Annotated in this window: 21 protein-coding genes; 14 read left to right on the forward strand and 7 right to left on the reverse strand. The window is 70.1% G+C overall.

Annotation, left to right across the window (positions count from 1 at the left end):
• Nucleotides 1-39: 39 nt before the first annotated feature.
• Entirely contained in the window at nucleotides 40-1,065 is a 1,026-nt protein-coding gene (locus tag BM070_RS03625) for an AraC family transcriptional regulator (protein WP_092937680.1), read from the reverse strand.
• Nucleotides 1,066-1,669: 604 nt separating this feature from the next.
• On the opposite strand from BM070_RS03625, the gene BM070_RS03630 reads away from it, so the two are divergent.
• From BM070_RS03630 to BM070_RS03660, 7 genes are all read left to right on the forward strand, one after another.
• A complete protein-coding gene (locus BM070_RS03630; protein ID WP_092937682.1) occupies nucleotides 1,670-4,024 on the forward strand; it encodes a thiamine pyrophosphate-dependent enzyme in 2,355 nt (784 codons plus the stop codon).
• Between the two features lie 33 nt (nucleotides 4,025-4,057).
• The gene (locus tag BM070_RS03635; RefSeq protein ID WP_092937684.1) at nucleotides 4,058-5,365 is read left to right on the forward strand and encodes an MFS transporter; all 1,308 of its coding nucleotides are present in this window, start codon (nucleotides 4,058-4,060) and stop codon (nucleotides 5,363-5,365) included.
• A gap of 58 nt (nucleotides 5,366-5,423) precedes the next feature.
• Nucleotides 5,424-6,941, forward strand: coding sequence for an indolepyruvate oxidoreductase subunit beta family protein (locus BM070_RS03640; RefSeq protein WP_092937686.1), 1,518 nt, complete (start codon nucleotides 5,424-5,426; stop codon nucleotides 6,939-6,941).
• Nucleotides 6,938-7,390 (forward strand): acyl-CoA thioesterase, encoded by a 453-nt coding sequence (locus BM070_RS03645; RefSeq protein ID WP_092937688.1) that lies wholly within the window; start codon nucleotides 6,938-6,940, stop codon nucleotides 7,388-7,390. The genes BM070_RS03640 and BM070_RS03645 overlap by 4 nt, the downstream gene beginning before the upstream one ends.
• A gap of 19 nt (nucleotides 7,391-7,409) precedes the next feature.
• Nucleotides 7,410-9,737: a bifunctional salicylyl-CoA 5-hydroxylase/oxidoreductase gene (locus BM070_RS03650; RefSeq protein ID WP_092937690.1), complete on the forward strand. Its 2,328-nt coding sequence runs from the start codon at nucleotides 7,410-7,412 to the stop codon at nucleotides 9,735-9,737.
• Nucleotides 9,738-9,792: 55 nt separating this feature from the next.
• Complete coding sequence (locus BM070_RS03655; protein WP_092937692.1) at nucleotides 9,793-10,950, forward strand: cupin domain-containing protein; 1,158 nt, start codon at nucleotides 9,793-9,795, stop codon at nucleotides 10,948-10,950.
• Nucleotides 10,951-11,012: 62 nt separating this feature from the next.
• Nucleotides 11,013-11,951, forward strand: coding sequence for a fumarylacetoacetate hydrolase family protein (locus BM070_RS03660; protein ID WP_092937694.1), 939 nt, complete (start codon nucleotides 11,013-11,015; stop codon nucleotides 11,949-11,951).
• A 77-nt stretch (nucleotides 11,952-12,028) separates the two neighbouring features.
• On the opposite strand, the gene BM070_RS03665 is transcribed toward BM070_RS03660, so the two are convergent.
• Nucleotides 12,029-12,919, reverse strand: coding sequence for an IclR family transcriptional regulator (locus BM070_RS03665; protein WP_092937696.1), 891 nt, complete (start codon nucleotides 12,917-12,919; stop codon nucleotides 12,029-12,031).
• Between the two features lie 212 nt (nucleotides 12,920-13,131).
• On the opposite strand from BM070_RS03665, the gene BM070_RS03670 reads away from it, so the two are divergent.
• From BM070_RS03670 to BM070_RS03690, 5 genes are all read left to right on the forward strand, one after another.
• Nucleotides 13,132-14,739 carry an MFS transporter gene (locus BM070_RS03670; protein WP_245785096.1) on the forward strand — a complete coding sequence of 536 codons (1,608 nt, stop codon included), beginning with the start codon at nucleotides 13,132-13,134 and terminating at the stop codon, nucleotides 14,737-14,739.
• A 33-nt stretch (nucleotides 14,740-14,772) separates the two neighbouring features.
• Nucleotides 14,773-15,804: a carbon-nitrogen hydrolase family protein gene (locus tag BM070_RS03675; protein ID WP_092937700.1), complete on the forward strand. Its 1,032-nt coding sequence runs from the start codon at nucleotides 14,773-14,775 to the stop codon at nucleotides 15,802-15,804.
• Entirely contained in the window at nucleotides 15,801-16,574 is a 774-nt protein-coding gene (locus tag BM070_RS03680; RefSeq protein ID WP_092937702.1) for a maleate cis-trans isomerase family protein, read from the forward strand. Before BM070_RS03675 ends, BM070_RS03680 begins: the two co-directional genes overlap by 4 nt.
• 175 nt (nucleotides 16,575-16,749) lie before the next feature.
• Nucleotides 16,750-17,193, forward strand: coding sequence for a MarR family winged helix-turn-helix transcriptional regulator (locus BM070_RS03685; protein WP_092937704.1), 444 nt, complete (start codon nucleotides 16,750-16,752; stop codon nucleotides 17,191-17,193).
• A gap of 139 nt (nucleotides 17,194-17,332) precedes the next feature.
• Nucleotides 17,333-17,989, forward strand: coding sequence for a flavin reductase family protein (locus BM070_RS03690; protein ID WP_092937706.1), 657 nt, complete (start codon nucleotides 17,333-17,335; stop codon nucleotides 17,987-17,989).
• A gap of 24 nt (nucleotides 17,990-18,013) precedes the next feature.
• Here BM070_RS03690 and BM070_RS03695 read toward each other — a convergent pair whose 3' ends face one another.
• The 5 genes from BM070_RS03695 to BM070_RS03715 all read right to left on the reverse strand — a co-directional run bounded on the left by BM070_RS03695 (nucleotide 18,014) and on the right by BM070_RS03715 (nucleotide 22,460).
• Complete coding sequence (locus BM070_RS03695; protein WP_092937708.1) at nucleotides 18,014-18,760, reverse strand: helix-turn-helix transcriptional regulator; 747 nt, start codon at nucleotides 18,758-18,760, stop codon at nucleotides 18,014-18,016.
• 152 nt (nucleotides 18,761-18,912) lie between these two features.
• A complete protein-coding gene (locus BM070_RS03700; RefSeq protein ID WP_092937710.1) occupies nucleotides 18,913-19,314 on the reverse strand; it encodes a VOC family protein in 402 nt (133 codons plus the stop codon).
• A 147-nt stretch (nucleotides 19,315-19,461) separates the two neighbouring features.
• A complete protein-coding gene (locus BM070_RS03705; RefSeq protein ID WP_092937712.1) occupies nucleotides 19,462-20,472 on the reverse strand; it encodes a GGDEF domain-containing protein in 1,011 nt (336 codons plus the stop codon).
• A gap of 32 nt (nucleotides 20,473-20,504) precedes the next feature.
• Nucleotides 20,505-21,407 carry a ProQ/FINO family protein gene (locus tag BM070_RS03710; protein WP_092937714.1) on the reverse strand — a complete coding sequence of 301 codons (903 nt, stop codon included), beginning with the start codon at nucleotides 21,405-21,407 and terminating at the stop codon, nucleotides 20,505-20,507.
• Nucleotides 21,408-21,521: 114 nt separating this feature from the next.
• Nucleotides 21,522-22,460 (reverse strand): LysR family transcriptional regulator, encoded by a 939-nt coding sequence (locus BM070_RS03715; protein WP_092937715.1) that lies wholly within the window; start codon nucleotides 22,458-22,460, stop codon nucleotides 21,522-21,524.
• A gap of 103 nt (nucleotides 22,461-22,563) precedes the next feature.
• Here BM070_RS03715 and BM070_RS03720 point away from each other — a divergent pair, with 103 nt between their 5' ends.
• Nucleotides 22,564-22,893: a nuclear transport factor 2 family protein gene (locus tag BM070_RS03720; protein WP_092937717.1), complete on the forward strand. Its 330-nt coding sequence runs from the start codon at nucleotides 22,564-22,566 to the stop codon at nucleotides 22,891-22,893.
• A 273-nt stretch (nucleotides 22,894-23,166) separates the two neighbouring features.
• Nucleotides 23,167-23,943 (forward strand): SDR family oxidoreductase, encoded by a 777-nt coding sequence (locus BM070_RS03730; protein ID WP_092937721.1) that lies wholly within the window; start codon nucleotides 23,167-23,169, stop codon nucleotides 23,941-23,943.
• The last annotated feature ends 6 nt before the right edge of the window (nucleotides 23,944-23,949 follow it).

A 23,949-nucleotide genomic window follows, 5' to 3' on the forward strand; every position in this document is an offset into this window, starting at 1 on the left:
ACGGGTGGAATGGGGCCATGGGGGAGGGGGGCGCGGCGTTCAGTGCCGGCGCAGGGTCTGGCTCGGCGATTCGCCGTAGCGCTGCTTGTATTCGTTGCTGAAGCGGCCCAGGTGGGCGAAGCCCCAGCGCAGCGCGATGCCGGCGACGTTGCTGGCCTCGCCGGTCAGCAGTTCGGTGCGCACATGGTCCATGCGCAGGTCGCGCAGGTAGTGCATGGGGCTCACGCCCAGGAATTCCTTGAAGCCGGCATACAGGCTGCGCACGCTCACGCCGGCCACGTCGGCGAGCTGGTCCACGCAGATGGGCTCGTGCGCGTGGGTCTGCAGGAAGTCCTGCGCACGCCGCACATGGCGCGGCAGGATGGTGCTGCGCCGCGCGGGGGCGGTTTCGCTGTAGTTGTGCTGGTGCGAGGTCAGCAGGACCAGGGAGACCAGCTGCTCGATCTGCGCCACCACCAGCTTGTTCTGCGCCAGGCCCGGGTTCTGGGTCGCGCAGTCCAGCAGATAGGAGAGCAGGCAGCTCCACGGGGCGCAGTCCTGCCAGCGGAAGGCCAGGTCGAAGCGCAGCGGCTCGGTGAGCGGGCGGCCCAGCTGGCCGACCAGCGTGCGTTCCACCTGGGCGCGGGCGATGCGCAGCATGAGCTGGTCGGTGCCGGCACACCAGTGCATGCGGGTGGCGTCGTCGGGGTTGAGCACGGAGGCGATGCCGGGCGCGGAATCCACCTGCTGGCCGCCGCTGTCGATGTGGGCGCGCCCGGCCAGCGGCATCTGCACCAGGAAGAAGCTCTCCAGCGGGCCAGGCTGGATATCGACGGAGGCGCCGTAGCGCAGCCGGCTGATGGAGACGTCGCCCAGCGAGACGTGGTGCATGCGCGCGTCCAGCCGCTCGCCGGCCGAGATCTGCCGCAGCTCGTGCGGCTTCATCACGCGGCCCACCATGGAGCGGGTCTCGTCGATGTCGCCGGAAGCGAACAGCAGCCGATCGGCGGTGCCGGAGAAGCGGTCGATCGCCAGCGGCATGGCGGCATGGGCGCCGGCGGCGGGAGAGTTCATCGGGGAGAGCATGTGCGGCCTCCTTTGAGGAGATTCAGCGTTTTCTTGGAATGCCCGGCTGCTGGCGGCGGGTGCAACCGCCGGCGGCGAAGGAGCTTTGCAAGTCGCATGCCAATTCCCATGAAATTTCAAGTGAATCGGTGCCGGAGCGGGTTGCCAGGGCCTGGAAGGCGTCTGGGGCGCGGGGCGGCCGGCATGCCACAGCAGAGGCGGTCATTCCTTTCTTGGGGAAACGATCGTAGGACCGGCCCCGTCCGCGCGAATCAAGGAAAACCCGCAATCAGCACAAAAAATGCATGATGAATCATTCATTTTCAGCCTTCATACGGTGCAGCGGCGCACCAGTCTGGACACCGTGCTCCACGGCGATGCACGGCGGTGGATGCACGGAGGTGCCTGAAGAAAAGCGCAGGAATTGCGAGGAATCCCGGGAATTCATGGGCTTCTTCGGGGTGGATGGCCTGCCGCTATCCCGTTTGTGCAGCTTTCTGTCCTTCGCCTGCAGGAAACGTATTCGTATGATTAATCATGCATTGACGGAGCGATGAAGCGCAACGAAAGTGCTTCCCAAGGCGGCTGAGCCGAACCGGCATGGCCAAGAACCAGGGGAACCACGATGGCAGAACGTTCGTTTGTCGAAGAAGTCAAGAAGCTGCGCATGGGCGCTGGCGAGGTGTTCAGCGGCGAGGGCATCCTCGCCGTCACCAAGGCCCTGCTCGAATCCGGCGTGGCCTACGTGGCGGGCTACCAGGGCTCGCCGATCTCGCACCTGATGGATGTGCTCTCCGACGCGCAGGACATCCTGGCCGAATACGGCATCCGCTTCGAGAACAGCGCCAGCGAGGCCACGGCCGGCGCCACGCTGGCCGCCTCGGTCAACTACCCGCTGCGCGGCGCCATCACCTTCAAGGCCACGGTGGGCACCAACGTGGCGTCCGACGCACTGGCCAACCTGGCCTCGGGCGGCGTGACGGGCGGCGCGCTCATCATCGTGGGCGAGGACTACGGCGAGGGCTCTTCGATCATGCAGGAGCGCAGCCACGCCTTCGCGATGAAGTCGCAGATGTGGCTGCTGGACCCGCGCCCCAACCTGCCCTGCATCGTGCAGGCGGTGAAGGACGGCTTCGACCTCTCGGAGGCCAGCAACACGCCCGTGATGCTGCAGATGCGTATCCGCTCCTGCCACCTGCACGGCCAGTTCACCACCGCCGACAACGTGCCGCCGGCCTTCACCGTGAAGGACGCGATGGAGAACCCGGTGCGCGACCTCGACCGCATCGTGCTGCCGCCCGCGAGCTTCCTGCACGAGCGCGAGAAGGTGCATCAGCGCTGGCCCGCCGCCATCCGCTTCATCCAGGAACGCAAGCTCAACGAATTCTTCGCCGAAGGTGCGTCCGACGTGGGTATCGCGCTGCAGGGCGGCAACTACAACACCGTCATCCGCGCGCTGCAGAAGCTCGGCCTGGCCAACGCCTACGGCGACACGCAGGTGCCGCTCTACGTGATGAACGTCACCTACCCGCTGGTGGACGACGAGTTCGAGCGCTTCTGCCAGGGCAAGCGCGCCGTGCTGGTGGTGGAAGAGGGCCAGCCCAACTTCGTCGAGCAGAACGTGGCCGCCATCCTGCGCCAGCGCGGGCTGGACACCGCCCTGCACGGCAAGGACGTGCTGCCGCTGGCCGGCGACTACAACACCGCCGTGGTGCTGGCCGGCCTGCGCGCCTTCCTGGAGCGCTACGGCATCGTGCAGCCAGAGGCCAAGGCCCCCGTGCAGCGCCGCGTGATCCCGCTGGTGGCCGCCAAGGCCGCCGCTGCCGCACCCGCCGCCGTGCCTGCCCCCGCGCTGGCCCTGGCCGATGGCGACGACGAGGAGGACGGCGACGTCATCACCGCCGACGACGGCGAAGGCAACGCCATTCCGGCCCGCAGCCTGGCGCGCCAGAACGACTGGGCGGCAGGCGGAGAGGGCGCTGCCGCGCCTGCCACGGCGCTCAAGCCGCTCGAAGAGATCGTGCATGCCCGCCCGCCGGGCCTGTGCACGGGCTGCCCGGAGCGGCCGATCTTCACCGCCGTCAAGCTCATCGAGCGCGAGCTGGGCCCGCACCACTACAGCGCCGACATCGGCTGCCACCTGTTCTCCATCCTGCCGCCCTTCAACCTGGGCAACACCACCATGGGCTACGGCCTGGGCGGCGCGGCGGCTGCGGCCTTCACCGTGGCGCCGGGCAGCGCGCCGGCGGGCAAGCGCGCCATCGCGGTGATGGGCGACGGCGGCTTCTGGCACAACGGCCTGACCACCGGCATCGCCAACGGGGTGTTCAACCGCAGCGACAACCTGACCATCATCGTGGACAACAACTACAGCTCGGCCACGGGCGGTCAGGACATTCCCTCCTCGCGCGCCGTGAACCCCACGCGCAGCACGGGCCACGAGATCGAGCAGGCCGTGCGCGGCGTGGGCGTGGAATGGGTGCGCACCATCCGCCGCACCTACGACCTCAAGGCCATGACCAACGCCCTGCGCGAGGCGCTGACCACCCAGACCCCCGGCCCCAAGGTGCTGATCGCGCAGAGCGAATGCATGCTGAACAAGCAGCGCCGCGAGAAGAAGGAAGTGCGCCGTGCCCTGCAGGCCGGCGAGCGCGTGGTGCGCGAACGCTTCGGCGTGGACCCGGACACCTGCACGGGCGACCACTCCTGCATCCGCCTCTCGGGCTGCCCCTCGCTGTCGGTGCGCACCAACCCCGACCCGCTGCGCCAGGACCCGGTGGCCACCGTGATCGACAGCTGCGTGGGCTGCGGCAACTGCGGCGAGGTCTCGCATGCCGCCGTGCTGTGCCCCTCGTTCTACCGCGCGCAGATCGTGAGCCACCCCACGCGCCGCGACCGCCTGCTGCAGCGCGTGCGCTCCGCCGTCATCGGCTGGCTGCAGCGCGGCGAGGCCAAGCGCCGCGCCCGCTACGCGTTCTGACCCGGCAGCACCCCCGAAGCAGGAGATCCCACCATGGCCGCACCCATCCCCACCACGGCAACCGCCAACCCGGTGCGCCCGGCCGTCACCCGGCGCGTGCTGTTCGCCTGCTGGCTGGCCATCCTGTTCGAGGGCTACGACGTCGGCGTGATGGGCGCGGTGCTGCCCGCCATGGCCGAAGACCGCGCCTGGAACCTGAGCCCGCTGCAGCTGGGCGTGCTCAGCAGCTATGCGCTGGCCGGCATGTTCGTGGGCGCGCTGCTGGTGGGCACGCTGAGCGACCTGCTGGGCCGCCGCCGCATGCTGCTGGCCTGCGTGGCGCTCTTCTCGCTCACCATGGCGGGGGCTGCCTGGGCGCCCACGCCGCTGTGGTTCGGCGCGTTCCGCTTCCTGGGCGGCGTGGGGCTGGGCGGGGTGATCCCGGCCGCCGCCGCGCTCACCATCGAATACTCGCCGCCTGCGCGCCGCAGCTTCAACTACGGCCTGATGTATTCGGGCTACTCCTTCGGCATCCTGACCGCGGCGCTGCTGGCCATGCAGTGGATGCCGCAGATCGGCTGGCGCGGCGTGGTCGGCGCGGGGGCCCTGCCGCTGCTGGCCCTCTGGCCCATGGCGCGGGCGCTGCCCGAATCGCTCGAATACCTGGTGGGCAAGGGCCGCCAGCGCGAGGCCGGCGAGCTGGCGCAGCGCCTGGGCATGCTGGTGCCGCAGCCGGTGCGTTCCGCCACCGGGCAGGCCGCTTTCGGCTGGCGCCAGGTGCTGGCCGAAGTCTTCGCCCGCCGCCACCTGCGCGCCACGGCCTGCTTCTGGGTGGCGCTCTTCTGCGGCCTGCTGCTGATCCACGGGCTCAACACCTGGCTGCCGTCCATCATGCGCAAGAGCGGCTACGACCTGGGCTCCAGCCTCGGCTTCCTGGTCGTCTTCAGCCTGGCTTCGGCCCTGGGGGGCCTGTTCCTGGGCCGCATCGCCGACCGCTTCGGCGTGCGCGGCACGGTGGGCTGCTTCTACCTGGTGGGCGCCGCCGCCGTGCTGGCGCTGATGTCCCCCAACGGCCTGTGGGTGAACTACCTGCTGGTGGCGCTGGCGGGCCTGGGCAGCATTTCCGCCTCGCTCATCCTCACCGGCCACCTGGCCGGCTACTACCCGGCCCAGGTGCGCGCCGCGGCCACCGGCTGGGGCCTCTCCTTCTCGCGCTTCGGCGCCATGGCCGGGCCGCTCGTGGGCGGCTACGTGGCCAGCGCCGGCCTGGGCGTCGCCGCCAACTTCATCGTCTTCGCCGCGGTGGGGGCGATCGCCGCCATCGCCGTGTTCCTGCTGCCCGCGCGCCCCGCGCAGGCATGAGCGGCACCGCCTTCCCTTGCTTTCCCTTCTTCCTTGCTTGCTTTCTTCGGAGCCTTCCATGACCACTGAACCGATCAAGATCGCGATCCTCGCCATGGGCGGCGAGGGCGGCGGCGTGCTGGCCGACTGGATCGTCGATCTGGGCGAATCCAACGGGTACTTCGCGCAGACCACCTCGGTGCCCGGCGTGGCCCAGCGCACCGGCGCCACCATCTACTACGTGGAGCTGTTCCCCGGCGCCGACCAGACCGGCGCCCGCGTGCCGGTGCTGGCCCAGGCGCCCATGCCGGGCGACGTGGACATCGTGCTGGCCTCCGAGCTCATGGAAGCGGGCCGTGCCGTGCAGCGCGGCCTGGTCACGCCGGACCGCACGGCCTTCATCGCCTCCACCCACCGCGTCTATTCCATCGCCGAGAAGTCCGCCATGGGCGACGGCCGCGTGGACAGCGACGCGCTGCTGGCCCAGGCCCGCCGCGCCGCGCAGCGCTTCGTCTCGTTCGACATGGCCGCCGCCGCCGAGCGCAGTGGCAGCGTCATCAGCGCCGTGCTGTTCGGCGCGCTCTGCGGTGCGGGCGTGCTGCCCTTCAACCGCCAGCAGTTCGAGGCCACCATCGAGCGCGGCGGCGTGGGCGTCAAGCCCAGCCTGAAGGCCTTCGGCGTGGGCTACGAACAGTCGCGCCAGGAAGCGCCCGAGCGCATCGCCTCCGACAAGCCCCAGCCGCGCCCCGCCGCCAGCGTGCAGCCCCGCCACCCCGCCGTGGCCCGCCTGGTGGCCCGCGCAGCGGCCTATCCGGCCGAGGCGGCGGACATCGCCGTCGAAGGCGTGCGCCGCCTGATCGACTACCAGGACATCGACTACGCCGCCCTCTACCTGCAGCGCCTCGACGCGCTGGCCACCGCGCGCGGCACCGACGCCGCGCTGCTGGCCGAAACCGCGCGCCACCTGGCGCTCTGGATGTCGTACGAAGACGTGATCCGCGTGGCGGACCTGAAGACCCGCGCCAGCCGCTTCGAGCGGGTGACCGACGAGGTGCACGCCAAGCAGGACCAGGTGCTGCACATCCAGGAATTCATGCACCCGCGCCTGGAAGAGATCTGCGAGACCCTGCCCGCCGGCCTGGGCCGCTGGCTGGCCCGCCCGCACGCCGTGCACCGCCTGGTGGGCCGCTTCACCCGCGAAGGGCGCATCGTGCGCACCAGCAGTCTGGGCGGCTTCCTCACGCTCTACCTGCTGGCGCGCTGGCGGCGCGGCCGGCGCAGCACGCTGCGCTACCAGCTGGAGACCGAGCGCATCGAAACCTGGCTCGCGCGCATCCAGCGCCTGGCCGCCATCGACCCGGCCCTGGCGCTGGAGGCCGCGCGCTGCCAGCGCCTCGTCAAGGGCTACAGCGACACCCATGCCCGGGGCTTGAAGAACTACGAAACCCTGATGGCCGTGGTGGACCGCCACGCCGCCTCCCTGGCCCCCGCCACGCTGCGCACCCTGCGCGACGCGGCGCTGGCCGACGAACACGGCCGCAAGCTCGACGAGAGCCTGCGCCTGCATGCCCTCATCCCCCAAGGAATCCCCGCATGAACCCGCGCCACTTCAGCCGCACGCACCGCATCCGCTTCTCGGAGTGCGACCCCGCCGGCATCGTCTTCTACCCGCAGTACTTCGTGATGTTCAACGACCTGCTGGAGGCCTGGGTGGACCAGCTGCTGCCGCAGGTGGGCTTCGCCGGCTACATCGGCCAGCTGCGCTTCGGCATGCCCACCGTGCGGCTGGAGGCCGACTTCCGCGCCATCAGCCGCATGGGCGACGACGTGACGCTGACGCTGGATGTGGCGCAGCTGGGCGGCAAGTCCATCACGCTGGAGCTGGCCTGCAAGGGTGCCGACGGCGAGCCGCGCATGCGTGTGCGGCAGGTGGTGGTGACCACCTCGCTGGAGACGCACCAGGCCGTCGCCATTCCCGACGTGCTGCGCCATGCCCTGGCGCCCGAGGCGGGCGACGAGCCCGGCACCCCCGACGACACCCATTGAGACAAAGAAGGAGCGCACCATGAAAATCGCCTGTATCGGCGGCGGCCCCGCCGGCCTGTATTTCGGCCTGCTGATGAAGCTGCAGGACCCGTCCAACGAGGTCGTGGTCATCGAGCGCAACCGGCCCTACGACACCTTCGGCTGGGGCGTCGTGTTCTCCGACGCCACGCTGGAGAACCTGCGCACGGCCGACCCCGTCTCGGCCGAGACCATCGCGGCCGAATTCAGCCGCTGGGACGACATCGACGTCCACTTCAAGGACCGCATGATCCGCAGCGGCGGCCACGGCTTCATCGGCATCGGCCGCAAGAAGCTGCTCAACATCCTGCAGTCGCGCTGCGAGGAACTGGGCGTGCAACTGGTCTTCGAGACCCAGGTGCAGGACGACCAGGAGATCGCCCGCCAGTACGGCGCCGACCTGGTCATCGCCAGCGACGGCATCAACAGCCCCATCCGTACGCGCTATGCGGATACCTTCCAGCCCGACATCGACCAGCGCAACTGCCGCTTCGTGTGGCTGGGCACGCGCAAGGTGTTCGAGGCCTTCACCTTCATCTTCGTGCCCACCGAGCACGGCTGGTTCCAGGCCCATGCCTACCAGTTCGAGAACGGCCTTTCCACCTTCATCGTCGAGACCACCGACGCCGCCTGGCAGGCCGCCGGCATCGACAAGATGTCGCAGGAAGAAGGCATCGCCTACTGCGAAAAGCTCTTCGCGCCCTGGCTGGACGGCGAGCCGCTGATCTGCAACGCCACCCACCTGCGCGGCTCTGCCGTGTGGATCCGCTTCCCGCGCGTGATCTGCCAGCACTGGGTGCAGTGGACGCAGCCCGACGGCGCGCAAGGCCGCGACGTGCCCGTGGTGCTGATGGGCGATGCCGCGCATTCCGCGCACTTCTCGATCGGCTCGGGCACCAAGCTGGCGCTGGAAGACGCGATCGAGCTGGCCAACACGCTGAAGGGCGGCGGCGACCTGCGCGAGCGCCTGCAGCACTACGAGCAGGTGCGCGGCGTGGAGGTGCTCAAGATCCAGAACGCCGCCCGCAACTCCACCGAATGGTTCGAGAACGTGGCGCGCTACGCCGGCCTGGAACCCGAGCAGTTCGCCTATTCGCTGCTCACCCGCAGCCAGCGCATCAGCCACGAGAACCTGCGCCTGCGCGACCCGGCCTGGCTTGAAGGCTACGAACGCTGGCTGGCCGAACGCTCCGGCGTCGAGACGCCCGCCAGCCAGCCGCCGCGCCCGCCGCTGCTCACGCCCTTCACCGTGCGCGGCGTCACGCTCGCCAACCGCATCGTGGTCTCGCCCACCATGCTCTATTCGAGCCAGGACGGCGTGCCCGGCAACTTCCACCTCGTGCACCTGGGCAGCCGCGCCCTGGGCGGCGCCGGCCTGCTGATCGCCGAGGCCACAGCCGTGGCGCCCGAGGCGCGCATCACCCCGGGTGACCCGGGCCTCTGGAACGACGAGCAGGTCGCCGGCTGGAAGAAGGTCACCGACTTCGTGCATGCCCAGAGCGGCGCGCGCATCGGCGTGCAGCTCAACCACGCGGGCCGGCGCGGCTCCACCCAGCTGGGCTGGGAAAAGCCCGACCACCCGCTCGCCGAAGGCAACTGGCCGCTGGTGTCGGCCAGCGCGCTGGCCTACCGGCCCGGCATCTCCGCCGTGCCGCGCGAAGCCACGCAGCACGATCTGGAGCACATCCGCGACGGCTTCGTGGCGGCAGCGCGCCGTGCGGCCGAGGCCGGCTTCGACTGGCTGGAGCTGCAGGCCGGCCACGGCTTCCTGCTCTCGTCCTTCATCTCGCCGCTGACCAACCGGCGCACCGACGCCTACGGCGGCTCGCTGGAGAACCGCCTGCGCTTCCCGCTCGAAGTGGTGGCGGCGGTGCGCGCCGTGTGGCCCGAGCACCTGCCGCTGTCGGTGCGCATCTCGGCCACCGACTGGGCCGAAGGCGGCACCACCGTCGATGAGGCCGTGGAGATCGCCCGCCGCCTGAAGGAAGCCGGCGCCGATCTGGTCGATGCCTCGTCCGGCGAGGTCACGCCCGAGCAGAAGCCCGTCTATGGCCGCATGTTCCAGGCGCCCTTCGCCGACCGCATCCGCAACGAGGCGCAGGTGCCGACCATCGCCGTGGGCGCCATCACCGAGGCCGACCAGGTCAACGGCATCGTGGCCTCGGGCCGTGCCGACCTGTGCGCCCTCTCGCGCCCGCACCTGGCCAACGCCGCCTGGCTGCTGGACCAGAGCGCCCGCCACGGCTGGCGCGACGTGCAGTGGCCCGCCGCCTACGAGTGGGGGCGCGACCAGCTCGAACGCGGCTACGCCCGCGCCGGCCAGGCCTGAGAAGGTGTGAAAGAACCCGCCAGTTCATCGCACAGCTAAGCAAAGGAGCATCGTCATGGCACAAACGCAAGACGCTACGAAAGACGCAGGCAACTACGACCAGTACCGCGAAAGCATCGCCGGCCGTGCGGACGTGGAAGACACGCCCGAGCTGGTCGCCTACTACCGCGATCTCGAACAACTCAAGGCCGGCGCCCTATGGACGGTGGCCAACAAGATCGAGCCCTGGCAGCCCAAGTCGGCCTCGGTGCCGGTCCTCTGGCGCTACCGCGACCTGCGCGAGCACGTGCTGCGCTCGGTCGAGCTGGTCACGCCCGAGAAGGCCGGCCGCCGCGTCATCTACCTGAACAACCCGGGCCGGCAGGAAGTCTCCGCCGCCGTGGGCTGGCTCTACTCGGGCCTGCAGGTGATGCACCCGGGCGAGGCGGCTTCCGCCCACGCGCATTCGGCCTCGGCGCTGCGCTTCATCATGGAAGGGCGGGGCGCCTACACCGTGGTGGACGGCCACAAGATGACCCTGGGCGCCAACGACTTCGTGCTCACGCCCAACGGCACCTGGCACGAGCACGGCGTGGAAGCCGGCGGCCTGCCCTGCATCTGGCAGGACGGGCTGGACATCCCCCTGGTCAACGCCATGGAGGCGGGCTTCTACGTCGTCCACCCCGACCTGCGCCAGGCCGTGGGCCACCCGGTGGACGATTCCACCGCGCTCTGGGGCGCGCCGGCCCTGCGCCCGCACGGTCTGGGCTGGAACAAGCCCTATTCGCCGCTCTTCAAGTACGAATGGGCGCCCACCTACGAGGCCCTGGTGCGCCACGCATCGGTGTCGGACGGCAACCCCTTCGACGACGTGCTCATGCACTACACCAACCCGGTCACGGGCGGCCACGTCATGCCCACCATCGGCGCCAGCATGCAGCGCCTGCGTCCGGGCTTCGCGGGCAAGGCGCATCGCCACACCGGCAGCTTCCTCTACCAGGTGGCCAAGGGCCGCGGCCATTCCATCATCAACGGCCAGCGCTTCGACTGGCAGGAGCGCGACATCTTCTGCGTGCCCTCCTGGGCCTGGCACGAGCACGCCAACGCCTCGCAGACCGAGGACGCCTGCCTGTTCTGCTTCAGCGACCTGCCGGTGATGGAAAAGCTGGACCTCTACCGCGAAGAGGCGCTGGCCGACAACGGCGGCCACCAGCCCGTGTCCGCGCCCGCCTGATCACCACCGAAACCCTCGTTCATCCCCTTTCAACCGATTCACCCCCACTGGAGACCCGCACCATGAAACTCGTCACCTACCGCGCCCACGTCGCCGCCGCCGCCCGCCTGGGCGCCCTCGTCGATGGCCTCGTCGTCGATCTGCAGCGCCTGGGCGAGCACACCGGCCACGACCTGCCGGACGACATGCTGGACTTCATCGACCTCGGCCCCGCCGCCATCGCCGCCACCACCGAGCTGCTGGCCGAACAGAAGGGCCGCTGGCCGCTGGGCGTGGCCGTGCCGCTGGCCAACGTCAAGCTGCTCGCGCCCATCCCCCGCCCGCGCAAGAACATCTTCGGCATCGGCCTGAACTACGTGGAGCACGTGGCCGAATCCAGCCGCGCGCTGGACACGTCCAAGGACCTGCCCAAGCAGCCCGTGATCTTCTCCAAGCCGCCCACGACCGTCATCGGCCCCGGCGACGCCATCGAGCACAACGCCGACATCACCCGCCAGCTGGACTGGGAAGTGGAGCTGGCCGTGATCATCGGCACCCGCGCCAAGCGTGTGGACGAGGCCTCGGCCCTGAACTACGTCTTCGGCTACAGCCTGATGATCGACATGAGCGCACGCGACAACCGCCGCGCCGGCCAGTGGATCTATTCCAAGGGCCAGGACACGTATGCGCCCTTCGGCCCCGTGATCGTCACCGCCGACGAGATCCCCGATCCGCAGGTGCTGGACCTGAGCCTGCAGGTCAACGGCGTGACCAAGCAAAGCTCCAACACCCGCCACATGCTGTTCAAGGTGAACACGCTGATCGCCGACATCAGCGCCGGCATCACGCTGGAGCCCGGCGACATCATCGCCACGGGCACCCCCGAAGGCGTGGGCGCCGGCCGCAGCCCGCAGGAATGGGTCTGGCCCGGCGACGTGATCGACGCCACCGTCGAGAAGATCGGCAGCCTGCGCCACCCGGTGGTGGCCGTGGGCAACGACCCGCGCGCCGGCCGCGACTGAAGCGGCATCTCGTTGCCCCTTGCGCAGGAACGGACGCCATGCCTACCGCACCGCCAGGACGCCGCGGGCCGCCGAGGCTAGGCGTACATGCCTGCCGTCTGCGAGATCTCGCTGGCGTTGCGCTGCAGCAGGCCGAGCACATCGGCCTCCGCCGTTCCTTCCAGCAGGCGGCTGGGGCCCATGACCGTCAGGGCGGCAATGATGCCGCCCGACAGGTCGAAGATCGGCGCCGACAGCGAGGTGAAGTTGGGCAGCAGGGTGTCCTGGCAGCGGCTGAAGCCGTGGGCCCGGATGTCCTCGCGCAACTGCATCGCTTGCTCCCTGGTGCGGCAGGCGTCACCGCGGGCCAAACCGGAAGCCGACATGGGCACGCGCAGTTCGTCCTCCAGCATGCCCGCCGTCATCTCCACCGGCAGATGGGCGAAGAAGTTCAGCCCCAGCGCGGAGGACAGCAGGGGCAGCACGCTGCCCAGGCGCAGCTCCAGCAGCGGCAGGCTCTTGCCACCCTCGGCACGGTACACGATGGTCGGCCCCTTGTTGCCCCAGACGCCGAGGAACACGGTAAGACCCGTCTGCTCGCTGATGGCAGCCATGGCCGGGCGCGCCAGCTTGTACACGTCGAACTGCTCCAGCGCCGCCACGCCCAGCTTGAGCGCATAGGCGCCCAGGCCGTAGTGGCCGGTGTCGCCGTCCTGTTGCACCAGTCCGATGTTCTGGAAGCTCACCAGGTAGTAGTGCGTGTTGGCAACCGTCAGCTGCGCGCCTTCGGCGATGCGGCTCAGCGCGATCGGGCCGCCGGCGCGCCGCATCACTTCCAGGATCGCGAATCCGGTCTCGATGGACTGGATGCCCCGGCGCCCTGCCTTGCCCCCTTCGTCGGGCCGCGATTTGCGGGCTGCGCGAGGGGCTTTGGCAGCGTGGGGGGCGGAGGGTGCGGCGGTCTGAGGCTTGGGCGGGGAGGTGGTCATTGGCGTTCGGGTGCGAGCGGTAGCCGCTCGGTGCAATGGGGTCGCCGCATTGTCGTCGGCCGCGCGCACACCCGTGGGGCGTACTGCCAGCCCCTGGAAGGTTCTTTGACAATGTATTTTGCTTTTGAGATCATCAAACAAAATCCATTCAACAGGGAGCGTTCATGAACACGACAGTGGGAAATCGCATCACGGAATCTTCAAGCCGGCCCATGACCCGAAGCGAAGAGCGGCAGGTGGTCATTGCCTCCACGATGGGCACGCTGTTCGAGTGGTACGACTTCTTCATCTACGGGACGCTGGCCGTTTTCATGAGCCAGGTGCTGTTTCCCCACGGCAACCCCACCGTGGCCCTGCTCGCCGCCCTGGGGGCTCTGGCCGTGGGCTTCATCATTCGCCCGCTGGGCGCGGTGCTTTTCGGCTACCTGGGCGACAAGCTCGGCCGCAAGGTCACCTTCCTGACCACCGTCGTCATGATGGGCGGCGCGACGGTGCTCATAGGCTGCTTGCCCACCTATGAGTCGGCAGGCCACCTTTCATGGATCCTGCTGCTCACGCTGCGCGTGATCCAGGGCCTGGCCGTGGGCGGCGAGTACGGCGGTGCCGTGATCTATGTGGCGGAGCATTGCGAGCCCCGCCGCCGCGGCCTGCTCACCGGCTGGATCCAGATCACCTCGTCGGCCGGCCTCATCCTCTCTTTGCTGGTGATCCTGGCGACCCAGGCCAGCATGTCGCCCGAGGACTTCCGCCAGTGGGGCTGGCGCCTGCCGTTCATCCTGTCCATCGTGATGCTGGCCATATCCGTCTACGTGCGCTCCAAGCTGCACGAGTCGCCGGTGTTCCTGCGCATGAAGCAGGAAAAGCGCCTGGCCGGCAACCCGGTCAAGGAGACCTTCGGGCAATGGAGCAGTCTGCGCCTGGTGCTCATCGCTCTGGTGGGCGTCACGGCGGGCCAGGGAGCGACCTACTTCACGGGCCAGTTCTACGTGATGATCTTCCTGCAGCAGGCCGTGCAGCTCAATCAGACCCTGGTGTACGAGCTGGTCGTCATCGGCTTCCTGATCGGCGCGCCCACGTTCGTGCTATTCGGCTGGCTCTCCGACCGCATCGGCCGCAAGTGGATCATGGTGGCCGGCCTGTTCACGGCCGCCCTCAGCTACCACGCGCTGTTCGGCGCGCTGCTCGCCGCCGGCAATCCTGCGCTGGCCGAGGTCATGCGGACCACGCCGGTGCAGATCCATGCGGACACGCAGGACGGCCGCTGCGACTTCGGCCTGCAAGCCGCTCTGGTGAGCACCCACCCCGACCACAAGAAGCCCTGCGTGCAGGCGAAGAAGTTCTTCGTGTCCCAGGGCGTGACCTTCGAGTACGCCCCGCCGCTGCCCGGCCAGGCGCTGGCGATGACCGTGGGCGGGCAAACCGTCGATGGCTTCGATCCCAAGGCCTATGCCCAGGCACTGGCGCAGGCCGGCTATCCCAAGACGGCCGACCCGGCGCGCGTGGACCGCGTCCGCATCATCGCGCTGCTGGTGCTGATGACGGCCGTGGTGGCCATGGTGTACGGGCCGGTGGCTGCCTATCTGGTGGAGCTTTTCCCGCCACGCATTCGCTACACGGCGCTGTCCTTCCCCTACCACATCGGCGCCGGCATCGTCGGCGGCATCGTGCCCTTCACCGCCACCTACCTGGCCCAGGCCAGCGGAAACATCTTCGGCGGGCTGATGTACCCGGTCGCCGTGACCGCGGTGGTCGGCGTGCTGGGCTGCCTGCTGCTGCCCAACGCGCCGGCACGCGCCATCGACGCCGAGGCCACGCCTTGACGTCCCCCTTTAACCACGCAAGAAAGGTCTTCCATGCTTGAACTTCCCCGCTTCAAGGCGGCGGCCGTGCAGGCCGCCCCGGTCTTCCTCGACACCGATGCCACGGTGGACAAGGTCTGCCGCCTCATCGCCGAAGCCGCCGGCAACGGCGCGCAGCTCGTCGCCTTCCCCGAGGTGTTCGTGGCCGGCTACCCGTACTGGAGCTGGATCGCCAACCCGATCGAGGGCAGCCCCTGGTTCGAGCGCCTGGCGCGCTCGGCCATCGAGATTCCCGGCCCCGAGATCGCAAAAATAGCCCAGGCCGCGGCGCGCCACAAGACGCACGTGGTGATCGGCGTGAACGAGCGCAGCCGCCACGGCATCGGCACGATCTACAACACGGTGGTGACCATCGCCGACGACGGCCGCATCCTGGGCCGCCACCGCAAGCTGGTGCCCACCTGGGCCGAGAAGCTCACCTGGGCGCCGGGCGATGCCTCGGCCCTGCGCGTGCACCGCACCTCCATCGGCCCGCTGGGGGCGCTGGCCTGCGGCGAGAACACCAACACGCTGGCACGCTTCGCGCTGCTGGCCCAGGGCGAGCTGGTGCATGTGGCGAGCTACATCTCGCTGCCCGTGGCGCCGCCCGACTACGACATGGCCGAGGCCATCAAGGTGCGCGCCGCGGCCCACTGCTTCGAGGGCAAGCTGTTCACCATCGTCTCTTGCTCCACCGTGTCGGAAGAGATCATCGCCGCGATGGAGCCGCTCAACCCCAAGGCGCGCGAGCTGCTCACGCGCAAGAACAGCGCGTTCTCCGGTTTCCTCGGCCCCGATGGCCGCGTGATCGGCCAGCCGCTGATCGACGCCGAGGGCATCACCTACGCCGACATCGACCTGGGCCGCTGCATCCAGCCGCGCCAGATGCACGACATCACCGGCCACTACAACCGCTTCGACGTCTTCGACCTGCGCGTGAACCGCCGGCCGCTGCAGGCCGCGCGCTTCGACGATGCGCCGGCAGAGACCGACGCCCTGCAGCCGACGCAGGACGGCGCGGACGCCTTTCAGGAAATCCAGCCATGACCAGCAACACCACCGCCACCCTCCGCGCCTTCCGCATCGGGCAGATCGTGCCCAGCTCCAACACCACCATGGAAACGGAGATCCCGGCCGTCCTGCGCGCGCGCGAGGCGCTGCACCCGGAGCGCTTCACCTTCCATTCCAGCCGCATGCGGATGAAGCACGTCACCAAGGAGGAGCTGGCCGCGATGGACGGCGACAGCGACCGCTGCGCGCTGGAGCTGTCGGACGCGCGCGTCGATGTGCTGGGCTACGCATGCCTGGTCGCCATCATGAGCATGGGCCGCGGCTACCACCGCGTCTCCGAAGCGCGCCTGCACCAGCGCACGGTGGACAACGGCGGCGCCGCGCCCGTGGTCACCAGCGCCGGGGCGCTGGTCGATGGCCTGCACGCCATCGGCGCGAAGAAGGTGTCCATCCTCACGCCCTACATGAAGCCGCTCACGCAGCTGGTGATCGACTACATCGAGAGCGAAGGCATCGAGGTGGTGGACAGCATCTCGCTGGAGATCCCCGACAACCTCGAAGTCGGCCGCCAGGACCCGCGCGCGCCCATCGAGATCACGAAGAAGCTCAAGACCGCCGGCGTGGATGCGGTGGTCGCATCGGCCTGCGTGCAGATGCCCTCGCTCGCCTCGGTGCAGCCCATCGAAGACCGCGTGGGCCTGCCGGTGCTGTGCTCGTCGGTGGCCACCACCTGGCAGATGCTCAAGAAGCTGGGCCTCTCCACCCAGGTGCCGGGCTATGGCGCGCTGCTCAGCGGACGCTATTGAAGAGGCCGGGGCTGCCGCCCAGGCGGCAGCGGCAGGCAGCGCGGCATCACAGCCGGCGCCTGCGGCGGCCGGGCGGGGGCCGGGGGGCGCCCTAGAATGGGGCGCAATCCTGCCCGGCAGCGGCGGGACGGCGGCAGAGCCCGCCGGTACCGAGGCCGTTGCCGCACCCCCGCCCATGTCCGAGTCCGAACCCTTCGTCGATCACTACCTTCCCGCCCTGCTGGGCCAGGCCTGGCACCTCGTGTCGTCCGAATTCCATGCGGTGGTGGAATCGCAGGGCCTGTCGGTGCTGGAGTGGCGCGTGCTCTCCACCCTGGTGGGCAACGGCCCCATGGGCATCAGCCGGCTGGCGCAGAAGACGGTGAGCAAGCAGCCCACCGTCACCCGGCTGCTCGACCGGCTCGAAGCCCAGGGCCACGTGCAGCGCGTGCCCGACGCCAAGGACGGCCGCGTCACGCGGGTGCGCGTCACGCGCAGCGGGCGCAAGCTGGTCTCGGGCCTGCTCGCCCAGGCCGAGCTGCACGAGAAGATGGTGCTGGCCTCGCTGGGCGCGCGCAAGTCCGAGGCGCTGAAGGCGGCGCTGCACGAGCTCATCGACCGCTACGGCCCCGCGGACTGACTGAGTCGCTTGAGTTCGGTGGCATGCGCGGTGGCCACGGGTCTCTTTGCTCTGTCCAATGCCTGCGCCGGCCAGTCGATTCGTGCAGGAATGCATGCTGGCCAGCCACAGCGGCGTTTCGTGCGGGCAGACTGCAAGCATGATTTCCTCACTGAAATACCCCGACGCGGACCTCGGTGCCGACGCTCTGCACAGCTACGTGCCGGCCCAGGGCCACGGCCTGCCGCACGACCCGCTGCCCTCCATCCTCGGGCCCCGGCCCATCGGGTGGATCTCCACGCGCAGCGCCGCGGGCCGCATCAACCTGGCGCCCTACAGCTTCTTCAACATCTTCAACTACCGCCCGCCCATCGTGGCGTTCTCCAGCGTGGGCTACAAGGACACGGTGGCGAATGCCGAGGCGACGGGCGAATTCGTCTTCAACCTGGCCACGCGCGAGCTGGCCGAGGCCATGAACGCCACCAGCAGCGAACAGCCTTCGGAGCAGGACGAATTCGCGCTCGCAGGCCTCACGCCCGCGCCCTGCGTGCAGGTGGCCGCGCCGCGCCTGGCGCAGAGCCCGGTGTCGCTGGAATGCCGCGTGACCCAGGTGCAGCGCCTGGCCGACCTGCAGGGCCGCGCGCTCGATACCTGGATGGTGCTGGCCGAGGTGGTGCAGGTCCACATCGCGCAGGCGCTGCTGCCCGGCGGCCTCTACGACACGGCGGCGGCGCGGCCCATCCTGCGCGGCGGCGGGCCGGCGGATTACTTCGAGATCACGCCCGAGGCGCGCTTCCTCATGCGCCGGCCGCGCTGAGAACGTGAACACGTTCCGAGATCGTCAACACGTTCCGAGGGGCCGCGGCGCCTCGCCGGCCACGTCGGCGCGGGCCGCCGCCCGGTCGGCCATCCTGCGTTTCTCCTTGCGCAGCAGGTCGGCCAGCGTGCGGCCCGGCTGCACGGGAAAGCGCTCGTCCAGCACCTGCAGTGCGGCCACGCGGTCGATGCGGAAGCCCCGGAAGTCGCCGCGCAGTTCGCACCAGGCGGCCATGGTCCATACGCGGCCCCAGTAGAAGCAGCCCAGCGGCCACAGGCGGCGCGCGCTGGGGCGGCCCTGCTCGTCGGCGTAGTCGATGCGCACGATCTGGCGGCGCTGCACGGCCTCGCGCAGCGCCTGCAGCGTGGCCTGCTCCCGTTCGCCCAGACCCACCGCGGGGGCGTACAGCGCCTGGGCCTCGGCCGCGGCGCGGGCCGCGGGCGGCAGCACGGACAGGATCTTGCCCAGCGCGCTCTCCACCTCGGCGCCCAGGCCCGGGTCGAGCCAGGCCTGGGCCAGCCGCGCTGCGGCGACCAGGGCGTTGGCCTCGCCCTGGCTGAACATCAGCGGCGGCAGCTCGAAGCCCGGGCCCAGGCGGTAGCCCACGCCGGCTTCGCCTTCGATGGGCACGCCCTGGCGCTGCAGGTCCGCCACGTCGCGGTAGATGGTGCGCACCGACACCTCCAGCCGCCCGGCCAGGAAGTCGGCCGTGGACAGGCGCCGGCCCCGGATGAGCTGCACGATCTGGAAGAGGCGGTCCGCACGGCGCATGCACTAATCCACACGAATAAGGGATGGAAAACGGCTGCAGCCCAATGCATATGAGGGCGTGCAGCTATCGAATCAGGAGCGCCGGAGGGCTTCCGGCTCCCGCGTGAGGGGCGCTCGCGCCCGGCGGCCGATGATAGGCACGGCCGGCGCCCTCACCGTGTCTGCGCGTGCAGGCCGATGGTGTTGCCGTCCACGTCCACCATGTGGGCGATGTAGCCGATGCCGCGCGGCAGCTCCAGCACCTCGCCCACCACCTGGCCGCCCGCGGGGGCGATGCGCGCCACGGCGGCGTCCAGGCTGGGGCTGCAGTCCAGGTAGATGCGCACGCCGGCGCCGGGGGCGACGCGGTAGTCCGGGCCGGTGCACAGGCACCCGCCGGTGGCGCCGCCATCGCGGGCGAACAGCACCATGGGGCCGCCGCCGAAGTCCTCGTGCTGCATGGGGCGGGCCAGCACCTGTTCGTAGAACGCCTGGGCGCGCGGCAGGTCGGCGCAGGGGATCTCGAACCAGTTGATGGCGGTGGTGGTGATGGCGGAAGGGGTCGAAGCGCTCATGGCGGTGTCCTTGTCTGCAGTGAAGTTGCGAAGGACGCCATGGTGCGGGGGGCCTGCTGACAACGTCTTGTCAGCAGAGCCGGTGCGGCCGCGGAGCTGCGGAGGACTTCGACGATCCGGCCCGGGGCGCGCTGGTCGGCTCGGCCTTCAGCCGGCGACGGTTTCGATGCGTCCGCGCCCGCCGCGCTTGGCCGCGTAGAGCGCCGTATCGGCCCGGGTGAGCAGGGACGAGGGCGCTTCGCCCACGCGCGCCGTGACCAGCCCGGCGCTGAAGCTGAACCCGGTGCCGGCCACCTCCATGCCCTGCACCTCCTGCAGCAGCTGCTCCAGGGCCTGCGCCGCCTGCCCGGGCGTCTGGTCGGCCAGCAGCAGGGCGAATTCTTCGCCGCCCAGCCGCGCCGCCGTGCCCGCGGGCCAGCGGCGCAGCAGGCAGCCGGCCAGGGCGACCAGCACGGCGTCGCCGGCGTCGTGCCCCAGCGTGTCGTTGATGCGCTTGAAATGGTCCAGGTCCAGCATCGCCATGTGCAGCCGGCCGGGCGTGCTTTGGGCGATGGTTTCGGTCAGCCGCTCCATGAAGGCGCGGCGGTTGTCCAGGCCTGTCAGCGGGTCGGTGCGCGCGAGGCGGCGGTACTTCTCGGTGGCTTCGTGCATCTCGCGGTGCGACCGCATGATGACGATGTTCATCATGCTGCCCACGCGGATGGCGCCGTACATGGTGAGCGCGAAGAAGACCGGGTTCACTGCCTGGTAGTAGCTGCGATCCACCCCGATGAACGATGCGGCCAGGGTGATGGCCACGGCCACCGCATAGTCCCGCGCGCGGGGGAACAGGATGGCCATGGTGATGAGCGTCTGCACCGCCGCGAAGGCGCGCCAGTAGGCGCTCACCGGCCCGAAGGCGTCGAGCTGCAGGCGCAGGCCCAGCGCGCAGCCCAGCACCGAGAGCTGGCTCCACCAGAGCAGCGCCCGCGGGCTGCGGGTGCGCCGCAGCGACCACCACGACAGCAGCACCAGCGCCAGCAGCGCGGCATGCACGGGGCCGCCCAGGCTGGCGCCCTGCGGATTGACCAGGGGCGCGATCACCAGGGCCGCGACGGCGACCGCGATGTTGATGTCGATCTGGCGGCCGAAGGGCCGCTGGGCGGTGGCGGTGGGCACGGCTGCTCTCGGGCTGCCCGGGCCTGGCCGGATCAGGCCGCGGCCGGGCCGCGCAGCTGGCGCGCGCGGGCCAGCATCTGGCCCACGTTGCGCTGCTCCATGCCGTACATGTCGGCGAACTGCTCCACCGACGTGCTGCCGCTGGCCTCGTAGGCGCGCAGCAGGGCTTCGGCCTTGGCGTCGCGTTCGGCGACTTCGGCGAAGGCTTCGTCGAGCAGGGCGTTGGCGCGCTCGTCGCGGCCGCGCACCAGCGCGTCGTAGGCCTCGCGCGTGAGGCCCGAGGTTTCATAGGCCTGGGCGATGCGGCGGCGCAGCTTGGCGACGAGGTCTTCGCCGTCGCGCGGCTTCTTGCGGCGGAAGACTTCCAGCAGCGCGTGGTGGATGTGCTCGGGCGCCATGGCTTCCACGGCCTGGCCCTGCAGGTCGTGGCGCTGGCGGCCCTCGGCCACCACCTGCAGGTAGCGGGTGGAGCGGGTGTGGATGCCGAGCGCGGCCTTCAGGTCTTCCTTCTCGAAGGCGCCGGGGTGGGCGTCCTGCAGGTCCTGGAAGATGCCGCGCTTGAGCGGCAGGAACTGTGCGCCGAAGAGGTGGGGGTAGAAGCCCGCGAGCTGTTCCAGCACCGGGTGGGTACGGCGCGGGCCGCCCGTCTGGCGCGGCGCCTGCGGCACTGCGCCAGCCTCTGCGATGGCACCGGCCGGCTGCGCGGTGGCGGGCTGGCGGCCTTTGCCGCCGCGGCGGTTGCGGCCACCTCGGCGGGCGCCCTGGCCCGCGCGGGCTGGGGTGCCATCGGCGGCTTCCGTGCCCACCGCGCCGCTGTCGGCAGATGCTGGCTGCGGGGCCGCCACGGCCCCGTTCGCAGGCTCGGCGGCGCTCGCATGGGGCGCCGGCACGGGAGCGGGGTTCTGTGGTTCAGGTGCGATCACGGGGTCGGTCATGGCAAGGAAAACGCGGTTCAAGCGCGGCTGCGCAACGGTCAAAACCCGCCATCATGCCATCTTGGGTGGGGCGGAGCGTTGCGCGGCAGGGGCCCGGGGCCGCAGGCGCGCGGTTCACTCCGCACCCGTGGCGCGCGCTGGCGGTGGGGGCGCGGCCCCATCGCGGTCGAGCAGGCAGTCGATGAAAGCCCCCAATGCGGCAGGGCGATGCCGGCGGTGGGGGTAGTACAGGAACAGTCCCGGCCGGGTGATCGCCCACGCCTCCAGCACCGGCAGCAGCCGGCCTTCGGCCAGATGCGCCTGGACGCTGTCCCGCTCGAACACATAGGCGATGCCCAGCCCCTGCAGCGCAGCGGCCACGCCGACGTCCGAATCGTTGGTGACGACGGGGCCTTCCACGGCGACCTCCTGCCGCTGCCCCTGGTTCTCGAACTCCCAGCGATAGGCAGACCCGTCGCTCTGCAGGCGCCACTGGATGCAGGCATGGCCGCGCAGCTCGGCGGGTGAGCGGGGCGTGCCGCAGCGCGCCAAGTACCCGGGCGAGGCCACCGCCACCATCTGCACATCCGGCGTGAGGCGAACGGCCACCATGTCCTTCTCCAGCCGGCCGCCGACGCGTATGCCGGCATCGAACCGGCCGGCGACGATATCGGTCAACCCGTCGTCCACCACCAGGTCCAGCACCACCTCCGGATGCGCGCGGTGGAAACGGGCCAGCCGCGGTATCACGACCTGCCGCGCGGCCATGCCCAGGGTGTTGATCCGCAGCGTGCCACGCGCCTGGCCCGTGGCCGCGCTGGCCTGGGCCACGGCGTCGGCCATTTCCTGCATCAGCGGGGCCAGGCGCGCATGCAGCTGCGCCCCCGGTGCCGTGGGGGCCACGCTGCGGGTGGTGCGGTTGAGCAGCCGCACCCCCAGCCTGGTCTCCAGGTGGCGGATGGTTTGGCTCAAGGCGGAGGGCGACAGTCCCAGCTGCGCAGCCGCACGCGCGAAGCTGCCCCGTTCCACGACCGTGGCAAAGGCTTTCAGTTCTGCAAATTCGGCGCCGCGCATTGTGTATTTCCTTCTACATAACCCATTAAAACTCTAGATGATTCACTAATGGATGAGGCCGGCGCATCCTGGCGGCTTCCCTCATCCCACAGGAGTCATCGCCATGCATCCCTTGAAGCTCCCCGAACCCTTGGCCGCTTTTTTCGCAGCCCATGGAAAGGCGCCGGACGCCTTCGCCCGCTGCTTCGCCGCAGACGCCACCGTGCGCGACGAAGGCCGGACGTACCAGGGCCGCGAGGCCATCCAGGCATGGCAGGCCGAAGCGTCGGCCCGCTACGCCTACACCTCCACGCCCCAGGCGCTGGAACACCGCGATGCCTGGTGCATCGTCACCAGCCGGGTGGAAGGCAGCTTCCCCGGCAGCCCGGTCGATCTGCGTTACCGCTTCCAGCTGGAGCAGGGCTTGATCGCCGCGCTGGAGGTCGCGCCATGAGCCTGGACCTCCAACTGCAGGGCGTAAGAACGTGTTTACGATCTCCCCGGGGTCGCGCAGCTACGTCTGCGGGATGGGATGCAAGGCGCGGTGCGCAGTGGATAGCACGGCTATCCACAAGCGCGGCAACGCCGCAGACCGCCCGCCGACGTAGCTGCCCTTCGGGTTGGAGCGAAATCGGGCGATTGAACGCCCCGGCTGCTTGCATGGGCACCAGCCCATGCGGCGCATCCGAGGCATCCACTCATCCCGATTGCGTTCCAACGCGATCCCCTGCGAGATCGTAAACACGTTCTAAGGGCGCTGGTCACCGGCGGAACCAAGGGCATAGGCGCTGCCGTCGTGCGGAGCCTGCAGGAGGCCGGCGCCGCAGTCATGGCCGTCGCGCGCTCGGCCCCCGCGCACCAGACCGCCACCGTGTCCTATGTGGCTGCCGATCTGGCGACGGCCGACGGTGCGCAAGCCGTTGCACAGGCCGTGCTGGACCGGTGGGGCGCGCTCGACGTGCTGGTCCACGTGCTGGGCGGATCGGGCGCGCCGCCCGGCGGTTTCGCGGTGCTGGACGATGCGCAGTGGGCCGACGCGCTGAACCAGAACCTGATGGCCGCGGTGCGGCTCGACCGCGCCCTGCTGCCCACGATGCGCTCGCGAGGCGCTGGCGTGGTGGTGCATGTCAGCTCGATCCAGCGCCTGCTGCCGCTGCCTGAGTCCACGACGGCCTATGCGGCCGCCAAGGCGGCCTTGACCACCTACAGCAAGGCGTTGTCGAAGGAACTGGCGCCGCAAGGCGTGCGGGTGCTGAGCGTCGCCCCCGGCTGGGTGGAGACGGACGCCTCGGTGGCCCTGGCCGAACGCCTGGCCGCGCAGGCCGGAACCGACTACGAGGGCGGACGGCGCATCGTCATGCAGTCGCTGGGCGGCATTCCCATCGGAAGGCCGGCGACCCCGCAGGAAGTGGCCGACCTGATCGCCTTTCTCGTCTCGCCCCGCGCCGGCTCGCTGTGCGGAGCGGAGTACCGGATCGACGGCGGCACCGTGCCGACGGTGTAGCCGCAG

Origin of the sequence: Paracidovorax wautersii (assembly GCF_900113035.1) — a bacterium.
In the GTDB taxonomy this organism is placed as follows: Bacteria; Pseudomonadota; Gammaproteobacteria; order Burkholderiales; family Burkholderiaceae_C; genus Paracidovorax; species Paracidovorax wautersii.

What these genes read in the sequence shown, in the direction of transcription:
- BM070_RS03710 (WP_092937714.1), bottom strand. Translation starts at nt 21,407, where the DNA reads ATGACCGACCCCGTGATCGCACCTGAACCACAGAACCCCGCTCCCGTG.
- BM070_RS03660 (WP_092937694.1), top strand. Translation starts at nt 11,013, where the DNA reads ATGAAACTCGTCACCTACCGCGCCCACGTCGCCGCCGCCGCCCGCCTG.
- BM070_RS03665 (WP_092937696.1), bottom strand. Translation starts at nt 12,919, where the DNA reads ATGACCACCTCCCCGCCCAAGCCTCAGACCGCCGCACCCTCCGCCCCC.
- BM070_RS03690 (WP_092937706.1), top strand. Translation starts at nt 17,333, where the DNA reads ATGATTTCCTCACTGAAATACCCCGACGCGGACCTCGGTGCCGACGCT.
- BM070_RS03700 (WP_092937710.1), bottom strand. Translation starts at nt 19,314, where the DNA reads ATGAGCGCTTCGACCCCTTCCGCCATCACCACCACCGCCATCAACTGG.
- BM070_RS03675 (WP_092937700.1), top strand. Translation starts at nt 14,773, where the DNA reads ATGCTTGAACTTCCCCGCTTCAAGGCGGCGGCCGTGCAGGCCGCCCCG.
- BM070_RS03650 (WP_092937690.1), top strand. Translation starts at nt 7,410, where the DNA reads ATGAAAATCGCCTGTATCGGCGGCGGCCCCGCCGGCCTGTATTTCGGC.
- BM070_RS03680 (WP_092937702.1), top strand. Translation starts at nt 15,801, where the DNA reads ATGACCAGCAACACCACCGCCACCCTCCGCGCCTTCCGCATCGGGCAG.
- BM070_RS03635 (WP_092937684.1), top strand. Translation starts at nt 4,058, where the DNA reads ATGGCCGCACCCATCCCCACCACGGCAACCGCCAACCCGGTGCGCCCG.
- BM070_RS03685 (WP_092937704.1), top strand. Translation starts at nt 16,750, where the DNA reads ATGTCCGAGTCCGAACCCTTCGTCGATCACTACCTTCCCGCCCTGCTG.
- BM070_RS03625 (WP_092937680.1), bottom strand. Translation starts at nt 1,065, where the DNA reads ATGCTCTCCCCGATGAACTCTCCCGCCGCCGGCGCCCATGCCGCCATG.
- BM070_RS03695 (WP_092937708.1), bottom strand. Translation starts at nt 18,760, where the DNA reads ATGCGCCGTGCGGACCGCCTCTTCCAGATCGTGCAGCTCATCCGGGGC.
- BM070_RS03720 (WP_092937717.1), top strand. Translation starts at nt 22,564, where the DNA reads ATGCATCCCTTGAAGCTCCCCGAACCCTTGGCCGCTTTTTTCGCAGCC.
- BM070_RS03655 (WP_092937692.1), top strand. Translation starts at nt 9,793, where the DNA reads ATGGCACAAACGCAAGACGCTACGAAAGACGCAGGCAACTACGACCAG.
- BM070_RS03670 (WP_245785096.1), top strand. Translation starts at nt 13,132, where the DNA reads ATGACCCGAAGCGAAGAGCGGCAGGTGGTCATTGCCTCCACGATGGGC.
- BM070_RS03640 (WP_092937686.1), top strand. Translation starts at nt 5,424, where the DNA reads ATGACCACTGAACCGATCAAGATCGCGATCCTCGCCATGGGCGGCGAG.
- BM070_RS03630 (WP_092937682.1), top strand. Translation starts at nt 1,670, where the DNA reads ATGGCAGAACGTTCGTTTGTCGAAGAAGTCAAGAAGCTGCGCATGGGC.
- BM070_RS03715 (WP_092937715.1), bottom strand. Translation starts at nt 22,460, where the DNA reads ATGCGCGGCGCCGAATTTGCAGAACTGAAAGCCTTTGCCACGGTCGTG.
- BM070_RS03645 (WP_092937688.1), top strand. Translation starts at nt 6,938, where the DNA reads ATGAACCCGCGCCACTTCAGCCGCACGCACCGCATCCGCTTCTCGGAG.